Source organism: Streptomyces sp. JH002, from assembly GCF_050916115.1.
Classification (GTDB): domain Bacteria; phylum Actinomycetota; class Actinomycetes; order Streptomycetales; family Streptomycetaceae; genus Streptomyces; species Streptomyces xiamenensis.
Genome location: NZ_CP087989.1, coordinates 2,255,321 through 2,273,502, shown reverse-complemented (window position 1 = coordinate 2,273,502; position 18,182 = coordinate 2,255,321). Strand labels below are relative to the sequence as shown.

General features: G+C 71.9%; 14 protein-coding genes and 1 pseudogene. 8 read left to right on the top strand and 7 right to left on the bottom strand.

The window, feature by feature from the left end; translation table 11 throughout:
* Positions 1-38: 38 nt before the first annotated feature.
* Positions 39-776, top strand: coding sequence for an antibiotic biosynthesis monooxygenase family protein (locus H7827_RS09935; RefSeq protein ID WP_432744240.1), 738 nt, complete (start codon positions 39-41; stop codon positions 774-776).
* A 97-nt stretch (positions 777-873) separates the two neighbouring features.
* Here the strand turns inward: H7827_RS09935 and H7827_RS09930 are convergent, their stop codons facing one another.
* From H7827_RS09930 to H7827_RS09910, 5 genes are all read right to left on the bottom strand, one after another.
* A complete protein-coding gene (locus H7827_RS09930) occupies positions 874-2,775 on the bottom strand; it encodes a hypothetical protein (RefSeq protein WP_432744239.1) in 1,902 nt (633 codons plus the stop codon).
* Complete coding sequence (locus H7827_RS09925) at positions 2,772-3,110, bottom strand: 4Fe-4S dicluster domain-containing protein (RefSeq protein ID WP_386534982.1); 339 nt, start codon at positions 3,108-3,110, stop codon at positions 2,772-2,774. The genes H7827_RS09930 and H7827_RS09925 overlap by 4 nt, the downstream gene beginning before the upstream one ends.
* Before the next feature lie 78 nt (positions 3,111-3,188).
* Complete coding sequence (locus H7827_RS09920) at positions 3,189-3,983, bottom strand: DUF3050 domain-containing protein (RefSeq protein WP_432744237.1); 795 nt, start codon at positions 3,981-3,983, stop codon at positions 3,189-3,191.
* 41 nt (positions 3,984-4,024) lie between these two features.
* Positions 4,025-5,533 (bottom strand): glutamine synthetase, encoded by a 1,509-nt coding sequence (locus H7827_RS09915; protein ID WP_432744235.1) that lies wholly within the window; start codon positions 5,531-5,533, stop codon positions 4,025-4,027.
* Positions 5,530-6,942 carry an amidase gene (locus H7827_RS09910; RefSeq protein WP_432744233.1) on the bottom strand — a complete coding sequence of 471 codons (1,413 nt, stop codon included), beginning with the start codon at positions 6,940-6,942 and terminating at the stop codon, positions 5,530-5,532. The genes H7827_RS09915 and H7827_RS09910 overlap by 4 nt, the downstream gene beginning before the upstream one ends.
* A 251-nt stretch (positions 6,943-7,193) precedes the next feature.
* Between H7827_RS09910 and purB the strand changes: the two genes are divergently transcribed.
* From purB to H7827_RS09895, 3 genes and pseudogenes are all read left to right on the top strand, one after another.
* The gene (purB, locus tag H7827_RS09905; protein WP_432744231.1) at positions 7,194-8,480 is read left to right on the top strand and encodes an adenylosuccinate lyase; all 1,287 of its coding nucleotides are present in this window, start codon (positions 7,194-7,196) and stop codon (positions 8,478-8,480) included.
* On the top strand, positions 8,464-8,859 hold the full coding sequence (locus H7827_RS09900) for a GNAT family N-acetyltransferase (RefSeq protein WP_432744229.1): 396 nt from the start codon (positions 8,464-8,466) through the stop codon (positions 8,857-8,859). The genes purB and H7827_RS09900 overlap by 17 nt, the downstream gene beginning before the upstream one ends.
* 27 nt (positions 8,860-8,886) lie before the next feature.
* Positions 8,887-10,954 (top strand): annotated as a pseudogene (locus tag H7827_RS09895) (thioredoxin domain-containing protein).
* Between the two features lie 237 nt (positions 10,955-11,191).
* On the opposite strand, the gene trhA reads toward H7827_RS09895, so the two are convergent.
* Positions 11,192-11,902, bottom strand: coding sequence for a PAQR family membrane homeostasis protein TrhA (gene trhA, locus H7827_RS09890; protein WP_432744227.1), 711 nt, complete (start codon positions 11,900-11,902; stop codon positions 11,192-11,194).
* Between the two features lie 239 nt (positions 11,903-12,141).
* On the opposite strand from trhA, the gene H7827_RS09885 reads away from it, so the two are divergent.
* The 4 genes from H7827_RS09885 to H7827_RS09870 all read left to right on the top strand — a co-directional run bounded on the left by H7827_RS09885 (position 12,142) and on the right by H7827_RS09870 (position 16,828).
* Complete coding sequence (locus H7827_RS09885) at positions 12,142-13,998, top strand: phosphoenolpyruvate carboxykinase (GTP) (RefSeq protein WP_432744225.1); 1,857 nt, start codon at positions 12,142-12,144, stop codon at positions 13,996-13,998.
* A gap of 268 nt (positions 13,999-14,266) precedes the next feature.
* Positions 14,267-14,659 carry a peptidase inhibitor family I36 protein gene (locus H7827_RS09880; protein ID WP_386535010.1) on the top strand — a complete coding sequence of 131 codons (393 nt, stop codon included), beginning with the start codon at positions 14,267-14,269 and terminating at the stop codon, positions 14,657-14,659.
* Between the two features lie 35 nt (positions 14,660-14,694).
* A complete protein-coding gene (locus tag H7827_RS09875) occupies positions 14,695-15,558 on the top strand; it encodes a hypothetical protein (RefSeq protein WP_432744223.1) in 864 nt (287 codons plus the stop codon).
* Positions 15,559-15,640: 82 nt separating this feature from the next.
* Positions 15,641-16,828: a helix-turn-helix domain-containing protein gene (locus tag H7827_RS09870; protein ID WP_432744221.1), complete on the top strand. Its 1,188-nt coding sequence runs from the start codon at positions 15,641-15,643 to the stop codon at positions 16,826-16,828.
* On the opposite strand, the gene H7827_RS09865 is transcribed toward H7827_RS09870, so the two are convergent.
* Positions 16,829-18,043 (bottom strand): pyridoxal phosphate-dependent aminotransferase, encoded by a 1,215-nt coding sequence (locus H7827_RS09865; protein WP_030728348.1) that lies wholly within the window; start codon positions 18,041-18,043, stop codon positions 16,829-16,831.
* Between the last annotated feature and the right edge of the window lie 139 nt (positions 18,044-18,182).

The following is an 18,182-nucleotide window of genomic DNA, read 5'->3' as shown; positions in this document are numbered from 1 at the left end:
ACCGGCGGCGACACCACCACAAGGAGTGCGAGGAGAGCATGCCCTTCATCGATCCCGAACTCGGTCATCTGACCGTGATCAACCTGTTCAAGACGGACGCGCCGGAACGGGTGGACACCCTCGTCCGCGAGATGCGGTCCATCGTCGACACCGCCGACTTCCCCGGCTGGATCTCCAGCACCGTGCACCGGGGACAGCAGAAGATGGGGACCGCGAACTTCATTCAGTGGCGCGGCAAGCAGGACCTGGAATCGCGCTACGACGGCGCCGAGTTCAAGCACCGTACGGTGCCGGTGTTCCACGAGATCACCACCTTCATCCGGCTCATGCAGACCGAGGTGGAGAGCGCCCAGCGGCACCCGGCGCTCGGCGACGCCACCGAACTCTCCCCGGACCGCGACGACTACACGGTCATCGAGGTCCTGGGGGTGGCGCCGGGCGACCAGAAGAGCCTGATCGAGACGGTGGGCGCGGCGCACAGCTGGTTGGTGGACGTGCCCGGTTACCGCTCCCAGAGCGTGCTGCGCGGGGTCCGCTCCCGGGGCACCGAGGACGGCTCCCTGACGGCGTTCGGAAAGGACAACGACTTCGTGGTCGTCTACTCCCAGTGGGACGGCCGGGAGGCGTTCGAGGCCTACCGCAACCTGCCCGAGGCCGAGCAGTCCGCGGCCCGGCGTGCCGGCCGGGCGAAGCGTGACGCGCTGATCACCGCCGCCGACTGGAACTCCTACCGGGTGGTGCACACCCGCTCGGCACCGCAGCCCGTGACGGCCTGACCCGGACCCGGGCACCGTCCCCGGCAACGCGTCCGCCCGGGGTCCGCCGGCCGTATCGGCCGGCGGACCCCGGGCGTTGGTGTGTCCGCGCCCCGCGCTAACCGGCGATGGTGTCCCAGTGCCACTGGCTGTCGAACGCCCGCACCGCGATGTCCGCGCCACCGGCCACCAGCGCGGCGGCCAGGCCGGTGGCCCGCGCGACGAACCCCGAGGCCCGGTGCGCCGCCAGCAGCTCCGCCTCGCCGAACGGCCGCCCCTCGCAGCGCAGCAGCCGCAGATCCGCGAACCCCTGGAATGTCCGGCCCAGCACCTCCACGTCCTGCGGGCTGCGGATGCTGTAGCGCACCTTCGCGGCGACATGGCCGTGGTGGTGCTGGTCGGAGTGGTGCGCGATGTCCGGGATCGTGGGCGGCACGAAGTAGTCCCTCGCCACCACCTCCGGCGTCTTCGGCAGATTGCCGACCAGGAAGTGCCACGAGTTGTACTGCATCCGCGCGGACATGGCCCACGCCCGGTCGGCCAGTTCCGCGGTGGAGTCCCCGAAGTACCGGCGGGCGTGCGGCGCCGGCACCACGCAGCAGAAGAAGTCCGGCAGATCCCAGTCCGCGATCGTGGACCAGTCCCGCGCGCGCAGCGCCTCGACCAGCGCGGTCAGCGAGCGCATGCCCCGGCTCATCGCGAAGTCGGCTCCGAACGCCTGCGTCGCCGCCACCACCGTGGTGTGGACGAGCGACTCCAGGCCGGTCGCGAAGGCGCCGTGCGGTTCCGCCAGCCAGCCGGGTGCCGCGGCGATCGAGTCGGCCAGCGCCGTGAGCGTGTCACCGGTGGCGGCCGGGAGGCGTTCGCGCAGCCGGGCGCACAGCTCCGCCTCGATCCGCCGGACCTGATCGCCGGGCGGCCCGGCGATCCGCTCGACCTTGTGCATCAACGGCCCGTGGATCTCCCGGTACAGCTGGACGCGACCGGTGATCTCCCGGCGCCGTCGGCCGATCGCCTCCGCGAGGGCGGCCAGATCGGCCACCCGCTGCGAGGCGGCCGGCGGCACCGGTGTTCCGCCGTCCACGCCGTTGTACCCGCGGCGGGTGCGCTCCAGCAGATGCGCCACGTGGCCGGGGGTGAGCTGGGTGCCGTTGGCCTCCTCGATCCGGCCGAACCCGGCCGAGCGCACCAGCAGCGTGAGACAGACCACCATCAGCACGTCGCTGTCCGACCACAGATCCACCGGGACCCGCTCCAGGGCGCTGAGCGCGCAGTCGGGATGTCCGGGCCACAGCGTCTTGCCGGTGAGCGTATTGCGGTCCCGGAAGTTGGTGTACTGCCGCTCACCGGAGTACAGCGCGAACGGTGCCGTTCGGCGGGCCGCCTCCGTCAGCAGCGCCAGCATCCCGGCGCGGCCCGCGGGCCCGGCGTTCTCCAGCCACCGCCGGCCGTCCCCGACCGCCTCCGCGAGCCGCGCGGCGTCCCGCGCCGACTCGGCGCGGTAGCACTCCAGCTGACGAGCCGACCAGGGCACCCGCAGGACGCCGCCCACCAGATCCTCGCGGCCGGACAGCGGGGGCTGCGAGGGAACGCGCAGGACGACCCGCCCGCTGGTGTTCAGGCCGATCTCGCCGGAGAACGCCACCGCGTCCGGATCCGGCCCGGCCCCCCGGGATCCGGCCGCGTCCCGCGGCTCCGGCTCGCGCCACGTCCGGCCGTACAGCACCCGCAGCGCGGTCTCCTCGGCGGCGGGCAGCGCCCGCAGCTGGACGTCGGCCGGTACGTGTCCGTCCAGGGTGAGCAGGATGTCCACGGCTTCGTCCCGGCCGGGGGCGGCGAGCGCCCGCTGCCAGGTCCGCTTCAGCAGGCCGGGGAACCCGGCGTCGTCGGCCACCGGATAGTCCGGCCCGGCCGCCGCCCCCGCCCGCTGCCCGAGCCTGCTGGGACGGCGGCTGATCCGCGCCTTGGCCAGCGCGGCCCTGCGGGAGGTCCCGGTCTCCCGGCCGGCGGGCACCGTCATGACGCGGCCTCCCCGGCCGTCAGCCGGACGTGGTCCCACAGCACGTCCCCGGTGGGCGCCCACTCCTCGTCCACATAGATGCAGTCCATGGGGCAGACCAGCACACAGGCCGGGCAGCCCGAGCACAGCTCGGGGACGATGACCACATCGAGCCCCCGGTCGAAGATCGCGCCGAACTCCTCGGGGCAGTTGCGCAGACACAGATCGCAGGTGATGCACTCCGACGCCTCGATACGACGCGGCGGCTTTCGCCAGTTGTCACCGCGCGCACGCCGCGCGATCCGCTCGTCGCGCCCGGCGTTCGGTACGGGGGAAGTCTCCTTGGGCAACGGCATGTCGTGCTCTCACCTCGGTTTCGGGGCGGGTCCCGGGCCCATGCCGCCGCGGACCCGGGACGTACGGGGGTGGTCCGGTCAGCGCGCGCGTTCGAGGATGGTGCCGAGGATGCCGTCCCACAGCCGGGTACGGGCCGCGAGCGCGGTGGTGACGGTCTCCTCGCACTCCGCCCACTTGCGGTCGTCGTCACCGCACAGATCGGCGAGCATCTGCATGGCCATCGGGGTGTGTTCCTCGCTGTCCACCTGGATGTGCCGGCGCAGATAGTCGACGAACGTGGACAGTTCGGCGTGCTCCGCGCCCAGCGCGGCGACCTGGTCGAACATGTCGGGGATCAGGTCCTCGCGGCTGAACGCGAAGGCCGCGGCCCGCTGGTGCACCGGGGCGTTCTCGATGAAGTCCCAGGTGGTGGCCACGAACTCGGCGGCGGGAGGCGGCACGTCCGCCTCCTTCAGCGCGGCCAGCGGCTGCCGTCCGCCGCGCAGCAGCCCGATGAAGGTGTCGATCCGCGCGGTGTCGGCGCCCGCCTGCCGCATCCCGTCCAGATACAGCTCGAAGTGGCTGATGAATCCGTTGCCCAGCTCGTCGCTCTCCTCCACCAGGACGATGTCGTTGATCAGCCGCCGGCTGCCGGTGGGGCCCTCCGGCAGCCACGGCACGTCCACACAGGTCAGGTCGCGCTGCAGGGACTTCAGCAGCGACATGAAGTCCCACACCGCGTAGGCGTGGTGCTCCATGAAGGTGACGACGGCATCCTTGGTGTTGAGCCGGTGGTAGATCGGGTGGCCGATCACCTTGCGCCGGGCCGGCTCGATGGCCTGCTTGAGCCGTTCGATGCCGGGGTTCGTCTTCCCCCAGTCGTAACGTGACATGGCGTTCTCCTCACTTGTCGGGACCGTGGTGGACATGCGGTTCAGTAGGCGCCGAAGTACTCGCGGTGCTCCCAGTCGGTCACCCCGCCACCGGCGGGCCGCTCGGCCGCGCACCAGGCGTCGTACCGGGTGATCTCGCTTTCCTTCAGGCTCGTCAGACAGGTCTTCAGCGGTGCGCCGAGCAGCCGGGTGACGCGCTCGCTCGCGCGGAACGCGTCCAGCGCCTCGCGCAGGGACGCCGGCAGACCGGGGTGCCCGGGTCCGGTGGCCGAGCCTGCCGGGGGGCTCCCGGCGTTCAGACCTTCCAGCCCTGCGGACAGTTGGGAGGCGATGGCCAGATAGGGGTTGGCGCACGGCTCCCCGATCCGGTTCTCGGCATGCGTCGACGCGTCCCCGCCGAGGACCCGGACCATGGCGCCGCGGTCCTCGAAGCGCCAGTCGGCGGTGGTGGGGGAGAGGGTGAACTCCGGTGCCAGCCGCCGGTATCCGTTGACGGTCGGCACCGACAGCAGACAGAACTCCCGTCCGCGCGCCAGCAGTCCCTCGACGTAGGCCACCCCGGCGGGCGAGAGGGTGTCCTGCCCGCCGCCGGGGAACACGTTGCCGCCCGTCTTGGTGCTGGTCACGGACTGGTGCAGATGCCAGCCGCTGGAATCCGCGCCGTCCAGCCGGGGCAGCGTCATGAACGACGCGTGATGTCCCACGCTCCGGCAGAACCGCTTGACCTGGGTACGGAACAGCAGCATGGCGTCCGCCGCGTCCTGGGCGAGCATCGGCCCGAAGGTGGTCTCCAGCTGTCCCGGCCCCGACTCGTGCTCGATGGTGCGCAGCGGCAGGCCCAGCCCGCTCAGCAGAGCGGCCAGCGGGTCGGCGACATGGGCCACCGAGTCGTAGTACGCGTCCAGGTTGAACTGGTAGCCGGGGTTCATGGCCGCGACGGCCGGGGCGTCGCCCTGGAGCCCGAAGCCGTTGCCCGCGTTGCCGGCCGGCCCCTCCAGCAGGCGGGTCAGGTACCACTCGATCTCCAGTCCGATGACCGGCGCCAGGTCCTGCCGGGCGTACTCGGCCAGGACCCGGCGCAGCACGCCGCGGGTGGACAGCGGGTGCGGCGAGCCGTCGCGCAGGTACTCGTCCCCGAGCACCCAGGCGGTCCGCGGCCCGGGTCCTGGCAGCACCTGGAAGGTGCACGGGTCGGGCACGAGCACGAAGTCGCCCGCGCCGCGCAGTTCGTCCACGCCCACCCCGGAGTCCGTGCGGAAGTCCACGGCGACCGCGTGTCCGGTGTCGAAGAGGAAGGGACCGGCGCTGAAGTCCATGCCGTTGCGCAGCACCGTGCGGAAAACCTCGGCGGGCACCGTCTTGGAGCGGGCCAGCCCGTGCGGGTCGCAGAAGACGACCCGCACCAGGTCGACCTCCGCGAGCGCCACCGCGATCCGCTCGGCGGCTGCCGCCTGCCGCTCGTCCCACAGGCCGAACTCGGCCACGAACGAGGGGCGTCCGACGCCGCTGTCCTCGCCTGGCAGGGACCATGGCCTCGATATCACGATCATTCCCCTTTCGGTCGCGGGCCGGGCGGCACCATCGCCAGGCCGAGTTCCGCCTCGATCCGGCCTGCGGTCGAGAGCACCAGGTCGTCCTCGCCGACCCGGCCGACGAGTTGCAGCCCGACGGGCAGCCCGCGCGCCGTGTGGCCGACGGGCAGGGACAGGGCGGGCTGGCCGGTGAGGTTGAACGGGTAGGTGGCGGGCGTCCACGCGAGCCACAGCAGGTCCTCCGGCTCCGCGGCCCAGGGCGGGGCGATGGCGTGCGCGGAGAACGGCTCGGCGGGCACCGTCGCCATGGCCAGCAGGTCGTAGTCCTCCATCAGCCCGGCCAACCGGGCCCGCAGCGCTATCCGGGCCTCCTCGGCGCGGATCACCGCGGCGCCGCTGAGGGTCCGCCCGTACCGCACCAGCGCCAGCCGTCCCGGGTCGCACCGGTCCTCGTCCCCCGGTGCGGTACCGGCGGCCTCGGCGGCGGCCAGGATGTCCACCAGCGCCGCGTACGGGTCGGCGAAAGGCAGGTCCAGACGTTCGATCCGGTGACCCTGGGCGGCCAGCGCCGGCAGGGCGTCCTCGGTGACCCGGCGCACCGCCCCGTCCGTGTAGGGGAATTCGATCCAGCCGATGCGCAGCGGCCCGCTCCCGGCGGGCCGGGCGGGCGGAACGGCCGCCGAGTCCGGGTCGCGGGGATCGGGGCCCGCCATCACCGCGGTCAGCACGGCGGCGTCGGCGACGCTGCGGGCCAACGGCCCGAGGTGGGCCAGCCGGTCGCCGCCCGGCGGCAGATAGGGGACGCGGCCGAAGGTCGGTTTGAACCCGACCACGCCGCAGAAAGCGGCGGGGATCCGGATCGAGCCCGCCCCGTCGGTGCCCAGGGCGGCGGTGCACAGCCCGGCGGCCACCGCGGCGGCGGAACCCCCGCTGGAGCCCCCGGCGGTCAGGTCCGGCGCCCAGGGGTTACGGGTGGGCGGCGCCACCCGGCTGACCGTGCTGGCGCTCCACCCGTACTCGGAGGTGCGGGTCTTCCCCACCACGATCGCGCCGGCCGCGCGCAGCCGGGCCACGGCCGGCGGGTCGGTGTCGGGACGGCGGTTGGGCAGCAGCGAGCCGCGGGTGGTGGGCAGATGCCGGGTCTGGACGAGGTCCTTCACCGCGACCGTGACCCCGAGCAGCGGGCGGTCGCGGAACGCGGCCTCGCCGAGGCGGGCGAGCAGCCGGTCGGCGTCCTCGGCCTCGGCGAGCGCGCGCTCCCCGGCCACCGCCACGAACGCCCCGAGGGCGGGCTCGGCGGCACGGATGGCGGCCAGCGCGGACCTGACCTGCCCGGCGACCGTGGTGCGGTCCCGCAGCAGTGCGTTCCTGGTGTCGCGAATACCGGGCCGCTCGGGCCGGGTTGTCGCGGTGCTGGTGAGTGACACGGCACCACTACAGGGCCTGGAAGGAATGCCGGGCAACCAGTGTTCTCCCCGGTGCGGATTCCCGGACCGCAATCGCGGAGAAAAACGCCGCGGCGGCGCCGGAATCCCCCCGTTCAACTGCGGAAAATCGACGGTTGAACAAGAGCAACCACGGAGAAAAAGCGGCCCCTTCCCGCCCCGGACCTGCGACTCCCGCAGTGCGCCCCGCTATTCTGCGGCCGGCAAGAATTGCCTGCGGAAGGAGTACGGTGATGATATCCCGCTATGCGCTTCCCGAAATGGCGGAGCTGTGGACGGACCAGGCCCGCTATGCCACGTGGACGAGGGTGGAGGTCCTGGCCTCCCGGGCCCAGGCGCGGCTCGGCACGGTCCCCGCCAGTGCGCTGGCGGACATCGAGCGGGCCCGGGTGCCGGCCGCCGCCCGGGTCGCCGAGCTGGAACGTGCCCGCGACCACGAGATCCTGTCCTTCCTCGCGGCGTACTGCGAGGACATCCCCGACGACTCGGCCCGCTGGGTTCACCTGGGCATGACCAGCTACGACCTGGTGGACACCGCCTTCGGCCACACCCTGGGCCGCGCCTGCGACGTGCTGCACACGGCCGTGACCCGGCTGCGCGCCGCCCTGGTGGACCAGGCCGTCGCGCACTGGGACACCCCCTGCGTCGGGCGCACCCACGGGATGCACGCGGAGCCCACCACCTTCGGCCACAAGCTCGCCGGGTTCGCCTTCGCCATCGACCGCTGCGCCCGCCGGCTGACGGACGCGCGCGCCGCGGTGGCGGTGGGCACCATCTCCGGATCGGTGGGCACCTACGGGCTGATCGACCCGTACGTGGAGCGGTATGTGTGCGGCGAACTGGGCCTGGGGGTGGAGGAGATGCCCTCCCAGGTGGTGGCGCGCGACCGGCACGCCCAGCTGCTCCAGGCGGTGGCCGTACTCGGTGCCTGCGTGGAGCAGTTGGCGGTGGAGACGCGGTTGCTCTCCCGCACCGAGGTGCGGGAGGTGGAGGAGCCGCGGACCTCCGCCTACCAGGGCTCCAGCGCCATGCCGCACAAGCGCAACCCGACCACCGGCGAGCGGCTGACCGGGCTCGCCCGGCTGCTGCGCGGCTACGCCGGGATGGCGCTGGAGAACGTAGCGCTGTGGCACGAGCGCGACCTGTCCCACTCGTCCGTCGAGCGGGTCGCGGTGCCGGACGCGATGACCGTCGCGCACTACCAGGCCACCGCCGCGGCCGACCTGGTGACGGGGCTTCAGGTCGACAAGGAGCGGATGCGCGCCGCGATCGACCACACCGGCGGTCTCGTGTACAGCTCGGCGGTGCTGGCCGACCTGCTGGAGGGCGGCACCGAACGCGAACGGGCCTACCGGGCGATCCAGTCCGCCGCCGACACCGTGGCGTCCGGCGACGGGGATCTCGCCACCGCCCTCGCCTCCGGGGGAATTGACATCGGCCCGCTGGAGCCGGAGCGTTTTCTCGGCCATCACGACGTGCTCTTCAAGCGATTGGAAACCCTGCGTGGACATCAAGCGTGAGGAAGGCGCCGCCCTGGATCTGGCGGAGGTGCTGGAGGTGTACCGGTCCTCCGGGCTCGGCGAACGCCGGCCGGTCGCCGACACCGAGCGGATGGCGGACATGGTCCGCAACGCCAATCTGGTGGTCACCTGCCGGATCGACGGCGCACTCGTGGGCATCGCGCGCAGTGTCTCGGACTTCTCCTACGTGACCTATCTGTCCGACATCGCGGTGAGCGCCGCGCACCAGCGCGCGGGCATCGGCCGGGCACTGATCGAGGCGACCCGCGAGGAGGCGCCGACGGCCAAGATCGTGCTGCTCTCGGCGCCCGCCGCCACCGGCTACTACCCGCACATCGGCTTCACCCGGCACGACTCGGCCTGGCTGCTGAACCCGTAGCGGCCACGCCCGTGCGACGATGCCGCTATGAACCGACTGGCAGATTCCCAGTCGCCGTACCTCCTCCAGCACGCCTCCAATCCGGTGGATTGGTGGCCATGGGGAGAGGAGGCGATGACGGAAGCCGAGCGGCGGGACGTGCCCATTCTCTTGAGTGTGGGCTATGCGTCCTGCCACTTAGCTTCCCCCAGTTCACTGGTGCCATGTGATGGCGCGCGAGAGTTTCGAGGACCAGGAGACCGCCGACTATCTCAATGAGCATTTCGTCGCCGTGAAGGTCGACCGCGAGGAACGCCCGGACGTGGACTCCGTCTACATGGACGCGGTGCAGGCCGCGACCGGGCAGGGCGGCTGGCCGATGACGGTGTTCATGACGGCGGCCGGGGAGCCCTTCTACTTCGGCACCTACTTCCCGCCGCAGCCGCGCGAGGGACTGCCGTCCTTCCGTCAGCTGCTGGCCGGCGTGCACACGGCGTGGAGCGAGCGGCGCGGCGAGGTCACCGAAGTGGCCGCCCGGATCGGGCGGGAGCTGGCGGGGCGGGAGCTGGAGTACAGCGCTCCGCGCGCACCGGGGGAGGCCGAGCTGGCGATGGCGGTGGGCGGCGTGCGCGGGGACTTCGACGCCGAGCGCGGCGGCTTCGGCGGTGCGCCGAAGTTCCCGCCGTCGATGGTGCTGGAGTTCCTGCTGCGCCACCACGCGCGTACGGGGGCGCCCGAGGTGCTGGAGATGGTGGAGCGCACCGCCCAGGCCATGGCGCTGGGCGGACTGTACGACCAGCTGGGCGGCGGCTTCTCCCGGTACACGGTGGACGACGCGTGGGCGGTGCCGCACTTCGAGAAGATGCTCTACGACAACGCGCTGCTGGCCCGGGTGTACGCGCACTGGTGGCGGGCCACCGCCTCCCCGCTGGCGCGCCGGATCGCGCTGGAGACGGCGGAGTTCATGGTGCGCGAGCTGCGCACCGCGCAGGGCGGTTTCGCCTCCGGCCTGGACGCCGACAGCGACGACGAGCACGGGCGGCACCGCGAGGGCGCGTTCTACGTCTGGACGCCGGACCAGGTGCGCGCGGCGCTGGGGGAGGAGGACGGGGCGCGGGCGGCCCGCCTGTACGGGGTGACGCCGGCCGGGAACTTCGAGGAGGGCGCCTCCGTCTTGCGGCTGCTGCCGGGCACCGAGCACGATCCGGCGCTGCGGGCCGCGCTGCTGGCGGCGCGCGGTGAGCGGGCGCGTCCCGGGCGGGACGAGAAGGTGGTCGCGGCCTGGTGCGGTCTGGCAGTCGCGGCGCTCGCGGAGACCGGGGCGTGCTTCGACCGGCCGGACCTGGTGGACGCGGCGCGGGACGCCGCGCTGCTGCTGGCGGACGTGCACACCCGGCGGGACGCGGACGGCGACGGTGTACGCCTGTGGCGCACCTCGCGGGACGGCAGCGCCGGGCCGAGCATGGGGGTGCTGGAGGACTACGCGGACGTGGCGGAGGGCTATCTGGCGCTGTACGCGGTGACCGGCGAGACGCGGTGGCTGACGGGGGCCGGGGAGTTGCTGGAGACGGTGCTGGCGCGCTTCGCGACCCCGGACGGGGCGCTGTACGACACGGCGGACGACGCGGAGCGGCTGATCCGGCGCCCGCAGGATCCCAGCGACGGGGCGACCCCGTCCGGCTGGACGGCGGCGGCCGGTGCGCTGCTGTCGTACGCCGCGTACACCGGGTCGGAGCGGCACCGGGAGGCGGCGCGGCGGGCGCTGGGCATCGTGACGGCGCTGGGGGAGCGCGCCCCGCGCTTCATCGGCTGGGGCCTGGCGGTGGCGGAGGCGGCGCTCGACGGCCCGCGCGAGGTGGCGGTGGTGGGCCCGCCGGGGGACCCGGCGACGCGGGAGCTGCACCGTACGGCGCTGCGCTCGACCGCGCCGGGTGCGGTGGTCTCGGTGGGCGCCCCCGACACGCCGGACGCGCCGCTGCTGAGCGACCGCGCGCTGCGGGACGGCCTGCCCACGGCGTACGTGTGCCGCAACTTCGTCTGTGCCCTGCCGACGACGGATCCGGTCGAACTGGCCCACCAGCTGCGCACCGGCCGCACGGAGGACGCCACGGGGTGACGTACGGGCCGCGGCGGCCCGTACGCCCGCCGGCTCAGTCGGCCAGGTCGCGGTCCAGGACCGTCATCGCGCGGTCGACCAGGGTGCGCGGCTCCTCGTGCGGGCCGGTCTCCGCCCGGTACATGACGGCCTCGGCCGGGCCGACGGCGAGGGAACCGGCGAAGAACCGCGGTTCCCGGCCGTCGGCGGCGTGGCCGGTACGGGCGGAGGGGCTCTCACAAGGAAGCCGCTGCCGTGCTATACGTGCTGATAGGCGACGATCGAGATGCCGACGTAGTGCACCGCGAACGCCGCCAGCGTCAGCGAGTGGAACACCTCGTGGAAGCCGAACCAGCGCGGCGACGGGTTGGGCCGCTTCATCCCGTAGATGACACCGCCCGCGCTGTACAGCAGCCCGCCGATGACCACCAGCGTCATCACCACGACGCCGCCCGTGCGCAGGAAGTCCGGCAGGAAGAAGACCGCCGCCCAGCCCATGGCGATGTAGCACGGGGTGTACAGCCAGCGCGGCGCGCCGACCCAGAAGACCCGGAAGGCGATGCCGGCCACGGCCGCCGCCCAGATGCCCCACAGCAGGATCTGCCCCCGTGCGCCCTCCAGCAGCAGGATCGTCAGCGGCGTGTAGGTGCCCGCGATGATCAGGAAGATGTTGGCGTGGTCGAGCCGGCGCAGCACCGCGGCGACCCGCGGGGGCCAGTTGCCGCGATGGTAGAGCGCGCTGACGCCGAAGAGCAGGCATGCGGTCAGCGTGTAGACGGCGCAGGCGATGCGGCCCCGGGGGCTGCCGGCGAGAGCCGTCAGGAAGACCCCGGCGATCAGCACCGCCGGGAACATCATCGCGTGCAGCCAGCCGCGCAGCCGCGGCTTGACCGGGGCTGAGGGCGGCGGGGACAGCGGGGGTGCGGGCGCTTCGATCCCTTCGGCGGCCTGGGCCGCGGCAGCAGTCATGCCGCCGATGCTACCGAGGGTGCCTGGGCCATTGGAGGGGAGCGGCCGGGATGGTGCGTACGCGGCGGGGCGTGCGCCTGCTCACTTGAGCTGCTCTGGACACAGACGAGAAGACGACGCAGAATCATAGGAACAGATGAGCGCGATGGCTTCCGGATGAGCAGTGCACGTACTCACCGGGAACGCTCACCTTGCACCACCCCAAAACCCTCAGACCCTCGAAACCCTCAGGAGTGATCGTGGCGCTGACGTCAGCCCCCGTCACCACCCACAGCACGGACGCCGCCCCCACCCGCCACCGCGAGCTCCTCGCCTGGGTGAGCGAGATCGCGGACCTCACCCAGCCCGACCGGGTCGTATGGTGCGACGGCTCCCAGGCCGAGTACGACCGGCTGTGCGCGGAGCTGGTCCAGCGAGGCACCTTCACCGCACTCGACCCCGTCAAGAGGCCGCACTCCTACTACGCCGCCTCCGACCCGACCGACGTCGCCCGGGTCGAGGACCGCACCTACATCTGCTCCGAGCGCGAGCAGGACGCCGGGCCCACCAACCACTGGAAGGACCCCGCCGAGATGCGGGACATCTTCGGTGGCGAGCGCGGCCTCTTCCGCGGCTCGATGCGCGGGCGCACCATGTACGTCGTCCCGTTCTGCATGGGCCCGCTCGGCTCCCCGCTGTCCGCCCTCGGCGTCGAGATCACCGACTCCGCGTACGTCGCCGTCGCCATGCGCACCATGACCCGCATGGGCAGCGCCGTCCTGGAGCAGCTCGGCACGGACGGGGAGTTCGTCCGCGCCGTGCACTCGGTCGGCGCCCCGCTGGGCCCCGGGCAGCAGGACGTGCCCTGGCCCTGCAACGCCACCAAGTACATCTCCCACTTCCCCGAGACCCGCGAGATCTGGTCCTACGGCTCCGGGTACGGCGGCAACGCGCTGCTGGGCAAGAAGTGCTACGCGCTGCGCATCGCCTCCGTCATGGCCAGGGACGAGGGCTGGCTGGCCGAGCACATGCTCATCCTCAAGCTCACCCCGCCCACCGGTGAGGCCCGGTACATCGCCGCGGCGTTCCCCTCCGCGTGCGGCAAGACCAACCTCGCCATGCTCCAGCCCACCATCCCCGGCTGGACGGTGGAGACCATCGGCGACGACATCGCCTGGATGCGGTTCGGCGAGGACGGCCAGCTGTACGCCATCAACCCGGAGGCGGGCTTCTTCGGCGTGGCCCCCGGCACCGGAGAGCAGACCAACGCCAACGCCATGAAGACGCTGTGGGGCAACTCCGTCTTCACCAATGTCGCCCTCACCGACGACGGGGACGTGTGGTGGGAGGGCATGACGGACGAGCCGCCGGCCCATCTGACGGACTGGCGCGGCAACGACTGGACGCCGCAGTCCGGCACCCCCGCCGCGCACCCCAACGCCCGCTTCACGGTGCCCGCCGCGCAGTGCCCGACGATCGCCCCCGAGTGGGAGGACCCGGCCGGGGTGCCGATCTCGGCGATCCTGTTCGGCGGGCGCCGGGCGACCGCCGTGCCGCTGGTGACCGAGTCCTTCGACTGGCAGCACGGTGTCTTCCTGGGCGCGAACGTCGCCTCCGAGAAGACCGCAGCCGCCGAGGGCACGGTGGGCGAGCTGCGCCACGACCCGTTCGCGATGCTGCCGTTCTGCGGCTACAACATGGGCGACTACTTCGCCCACTGGCTGAAGATCGGGCAGAGCGCCGACCCGGCGAAGCTGCCGAAGATCTACTACGTCAACTGGTTCAAGAAGGACGCCGCGGGCCGCTTCGTGTGGCCGGGCTTCGGCGAGAACAGCCGGGTGCTGAAGTGGATCGTGCAGCGGCTCAACGGCGAGGCCGCCGGGGTGGAGTCGGCGATCGGCGTGCTGCCGGCGCCCGGCTCGCTGGACGTGGAGGGTCTGGGGCTGAGCGACAGCGAGCTGGAGTTCCTGCTGGAGGTCGACCGTGAGGTGTGGCGCCGGGAGGCGGCCCTGATCCCGGCCCACCTGGACACCTTCGGCGACCACACGCCGCGCGCGCTGTGGGACGAGTACCACGCGCTGGTGGAGCGGCTGGTGAAGCTGCCCGCCCGCGACTGACACCGGTGACGGAGGCGAACACCCTCCGTCACCCCACGGCAAGCCGGCCCCCGCCCGACGACGTGCGGGGGCCGGCTTCGTGCGTGCCCGCGGCCCGTCCCGCACGCCATCCCACGGTGCGACAAAAGGGCAGGTCAGAGGTGCTTCAGCGTCCCATCGTCCCGTATCCCCGGTGCTGCGTTGACCGTATGGGGATGGCGGCGGGCAGTCTTCTCCCAGCACGCGGCGGACGGCCGCAGCGACCACACACAGTGGAGGGTGAAGAGGGATGAAGAACCGCATCAGGGCCCTGCGCACGAAGATCGGCATCGCCGCGGGGGCCACGGTCCTGGCGGGGGTGGGGATCGGCGCGATGGCGACGCCGGCCCAGGCCGCCTTCTCCGACTGCTCGGCCGGCGCACTGTGCGCGTACCTGTCCACCAGTGGTGGCGGCAGCCCGGGCCAGGTCTTCGGCGACAACAGCAACCTGCGCCAGTACGACAAGTTCGCCCGGGCGAAGTCGCTGAAGAACAACGGGAACCAGTGCAACGTCCGGCTGTGGGTGGGGACCGGATTCACCGGGGACAACCACCGCCTGACCCGCGGCCACGTCATCTCCAACACGCAGACGTGGAACAACGGGATGTTCCGCAACGGCGTCGGCGCCAACAAGTGGTGCTGATACGGCGCCGCGGCACACCTCTTCTGCTCGCCGGGGTGGCGATCCTCGCGGCCGGATGCCAGTCATCCGGCCGCGAGGCCCCGGGCGAGCCGCCCGATCCCCGGCCGCTGAACGGCGTCGTCCACTTCACGGCCACGCAGGAGAGCGCGCTGTGGCAGGCGGAGGAGGAGGGAGTGCGGGCCTGCATGCGCGAACGGGGGCACCGCTACGTCTCGGTGGAGGAGCAGGACACCCGCCGCACGGCCGCGGCCAGCCCCTACGGACTGCTGCGCCCCGGCTGGTCGGAGGACGACGGCTACGGCATGACCGCAGAGGTGTTCGCCGGACCGCCGTCCGACCCCAACGAGGGCCATCTGGCGGGCCTCACCGAGGAGGAGGCGGCGGACTGGCGGCGGGCGCTGCTCGGGGACGAGGAGAACTTCCGGGAGATCGTGCTGGCGGACGGACCGACCATCGGCTACGACCCGGACTCCTGTGTCGCTGTGGCACGGGCGGGGGTCTACGGCGCGGAATGGCCGGAACTCTATTACCCGATGGAGCAGCTGAGCAACGAGATCATCGAGCTGACCCGGGAGTCGGGGGGCTTCCGGGGGGCCGAGGCCCGGTGGGCGGGGTGCATGGCGGAGCGGGGGCTCGCCTACGAGTCGCTGGAGGACCCCCGCCGGGAGATCCGGGACCTGCTGTCGGAGGGGTCGACTCCCGAGGCGGTGGGGGAACGGGAGCTGGACCTGGCCCGCACCGACCTGGAGTGCCAGTTGGAGACAGGACTTCACCAGGAGGTGGAACGTGCCCAGCAAGAAGTCGAACAAGCAGTCGGGGCCGAAGCGCGGCTGGAGCTGGAACGCTACGAACAAGCCAAGGTGATCGCTCTTGAACGATCCAAAGTTGGCCGAGAGTAATCGCGGTCGTCACGCTGGGTAGCCAAATCCCCCGCTGGTCACTAAGCTGCCGGTGACAGGCACGTGGACCACTGGGGGAGAGATGCCCGAAGGGCGCGAAGGCGCCGTCGCTATCGAGGCATTCGCCGGGCGGCTGCGCGAACTGAAGGACGGTACCAGTCACAGCTTTGAGTCACTGGCCCGCCGCATCGGGGTGAGCCGTTCCACACTGCACCGCTACTGCCAGGGCAAAGGCGTCCCGGGCGAGTTCGCGACCGTGGAACGCTTCGCGCGGGCCTGCAAGGCCGACCGGGCGGTCCTGACCGAACTGCACCGGTTGTGGGTGCTGGCCGATGAGGAATACCGGCGCGGGGATGTCCCCGCACCGGCCGAGGCGACGGCGGGGGAAGACGTACAGCCGTCGCCCGAGCCGGTGCGGGTCCCCGACCTGAGCCCGGTAGCGGCCATCACTCCCCAGTCCGCCGCACCGCCGCAGGACCAGGCCCCCGACCCGGGCCCGGATCCGGCGACGGACGCGGCGGCAGGGTCGCGCCGTTCCCGCCGCTGGCTGGTGGCGGGAGCGGCCGCGGCGCTGATCGCCCTCGCCGGCGCCTTCGCGCTGTGGGACAGGGACGGCCCCTCCGGCGAGAGCAGCGCCGGCAAGCAGGCCGACGACCGTCCGCTGTTCAGCGGCGTCTGCGACGAGCCCCTTGCCATGGGCCGGCACGACGGCTGCGTCGAGGAACTCCAGAAACTGCTCGTCGAACGGGGCCTGCCCCTGGTCGTCGACGCCCAGTACGGCCCCGAGACACTGCGCCGGGTCACCGCCTTCCAGGTGCTCTCCGACCTCCCCGTCAACGGGGTCGTGGGGGACGAGACCAAGAACGCGCTGTACGAGTCCGACCTGCGGGTGACCACCTGGAGCGAGGAAGAGATCACCGACCGCATCCGCGAGGTCTTCCCCGGCGAGGCCGGCGATCAGGCGGTGCTGATCTCCCGCTGCCAGTCCCGCCTCGACCCGCTCTACGTGCTCGCCAACGAGAACGGGACCCGCAACTGGGGCCTGTTCCAGCTCACCGACTTCCGGGTGCGCCAGGCCGGAGGCACCACGCTGGACGCCTTCGACCCGGAGTTCAACATCCAGGCCGCCTACCAGCTGTGGTCGCAGAACGAGGACTTCCGCGACTGGCCGTTCTGCCTCCCCGCCCTGGACAACCCGCAGAACCAGGACGAGGAGGAGAAGAGCGGCGACGAGGACGCCGGCGAGGAGCCGGCCGAGGACCAGTCCTGATCAGAACTGCTGCTGATAGCCGTCCAGGAACTTCCCGATCCGGGTGACCGCGTCCGTCAGCTGGGTCACCGACGGCAGCGTCACGATGCGGAAGTGATCGGGCTCCGGCCAGTTGAAGCCCGTGCCGTGCACGATCATGATCTTCTCGGCGCGCAGCAGATCCAGCACCATCTGCCGGTCGTCCTTGATCTTGTACACCTTGGGGTCGAGCCGGGGGAACGCGTACAGCGCGCCCTTCGGCTTGACGCAGGTCACCCCCGGGATCTGGGTCAGCAGGTCGTACGCGACATCCCGCTGCTCCTTGATCCGCCCGCCCGGCAGCACCAGCTTCTCGATCGACTGCCGGCCGAACAGCGCCGCGGCCACCGCGTGCTGCGCCGGCATATTGGCGCACAGCCGCATATTGGCCAGGATCGTCAGGCCCTCGATGTAATTGCCCGCGTTCTCCTTGGGCCCGCACACCGCCATCCAGCCGCTGCGGAAACCCGCCACGCGGTAGTTCTTGGACAGACCGTTGAAGGTCAGGGTCAGCACGTCCGGCGCGATCGCCGCCATCGGGGTGTGCGTGGTGCCGTCGTACAGGATCTTGTCGTAGATCTCGTCCGAGCACAGCACGAGCCGGTGCCGCCGCGCCACATCCGCCAGCTGCCGCAGCATCTCGTCGCTGTAGACGGCCCCGGTCGGATTGTTGGGGTTGATCACCACCAGCGCCTTGGTGCGGTCGGTGATCTTCCGCTCGATGTCGGCGATGTCCGGCATCCACTCGGCCTGCTCGTCGCACCGGTAGTGCACCGCCGTACCGCCGGCCAGCGACACCGACGCCGTCCACAGCGGATAGTCGGGCGCCGGGACCAGCACCTCGTCCCCGTCGTCCAGCAGCGCCTGCATCGACATCTGGATCAGCTCGGAGACCCCGTTGCCCAGGTAGATGTCCTCCACCGACAGCTGGATGCCCTTGGTCTGGTAGTGCTGCATCACCGCGCGGCGCGCCGACAGCAGCCCCTTCGCGTCGCCGTACCCGTGCGCGCTGGAGACATTGCGCAGGATGTCCTCGAGGATCTCCGGCGGGCACTCGAACCCGAACGCCGCCGGGTTCCCCGTGTTCAGCTTGAGGATCCGGTGACCCGCTGCTTCGAGCCGCATGGCCTCCTCGAGCACCGGGCCGCGGATTTCGTAACAGACATTGGCGAGCTTCGCCGACTGGATCACCTGCATGTCCGCCACCCTACGACCGTGCGACGGACAGCGCCTTGTGTTTTCCCCCACCGGAGCGAGCACGCGATGGCCTCGGACGATCGCACTGCGTTGACCCGTGACGTACACGGTGCTAATCAGGTGAGGCCCCCCGCGCCCG

Bases quoted from the DNA above. Each gene is read 5' to 3' on its own strand.
- H7827_RS09870 (WP_432744221.1), top strand. From the start codon at position 15,641: ATGCCCGAAGGGCGCGAAGGCGCCGTCGCTATCGAGGCATTCGCCGGG.
- H7827_RS09935 (WP_432744240.1), top strand. From the start codon at position 39: ATGCCCTTCATCGATCCCGAACTCGGTCATCTGACCGTGATCAACCTG.
- H7827_RS09915 (WP_432744235.1), bottom strand. From the start codon at position 5,533: ATGATCGTGATATCGAGGCCATGGTCCCTGCCAGGCGAGGACAGCGGC.
- H7827_RS09925 (WP_386534982.1), bottom strand. From the start codon at position 3,110: ATGCCGTTGCCCAAGGAGACTTCCCCCGTACCGAACGCCGGGCGCGAC.
- trhA (WP_432744227.1), bottom strand. From the start codon at position 11,902: ATGACTGCTGCCGCGGCCCAGGCCGCCGAAGGGATCGAAGCGCCCGCA.
- H7827_RS09930 (WP_432744239.1), bottom strand. From the start codon at position 2,775: ATGACGGTGCCCGCCGGCCGGGAGACCGGGACCTCCCGCAGGGCCGCG.
- H7827_RS09920 (WP_432744237.1), bottom strand. From the start codon at position 3,983: ATGTCACGTTACGACTGGGGGAAGACGAACCCCGGCATCGAACGGCTC.
- purB (WP_432744231.1), top strand. From the start codon at position 7,194: ATGATATCCCGCTATGCGCTTCCCGAAATGGCGGAGCTGTGGACGGAC.
- H7827_RS09865 (WP_030728348.1), bottom strand. From the start codon at position 18,043: ATGCAGGTGATCCAGTCGGCGAAGCTCGCCAATGTCTGTTACGAAATC.
- H7827_RS09880 (WP_386535010.1), top strand. From the start codon at position 14,267: ATGAAGAACCGCATCAGGGCCCTGCGCACGAAGATCGGCATCGCCGCG.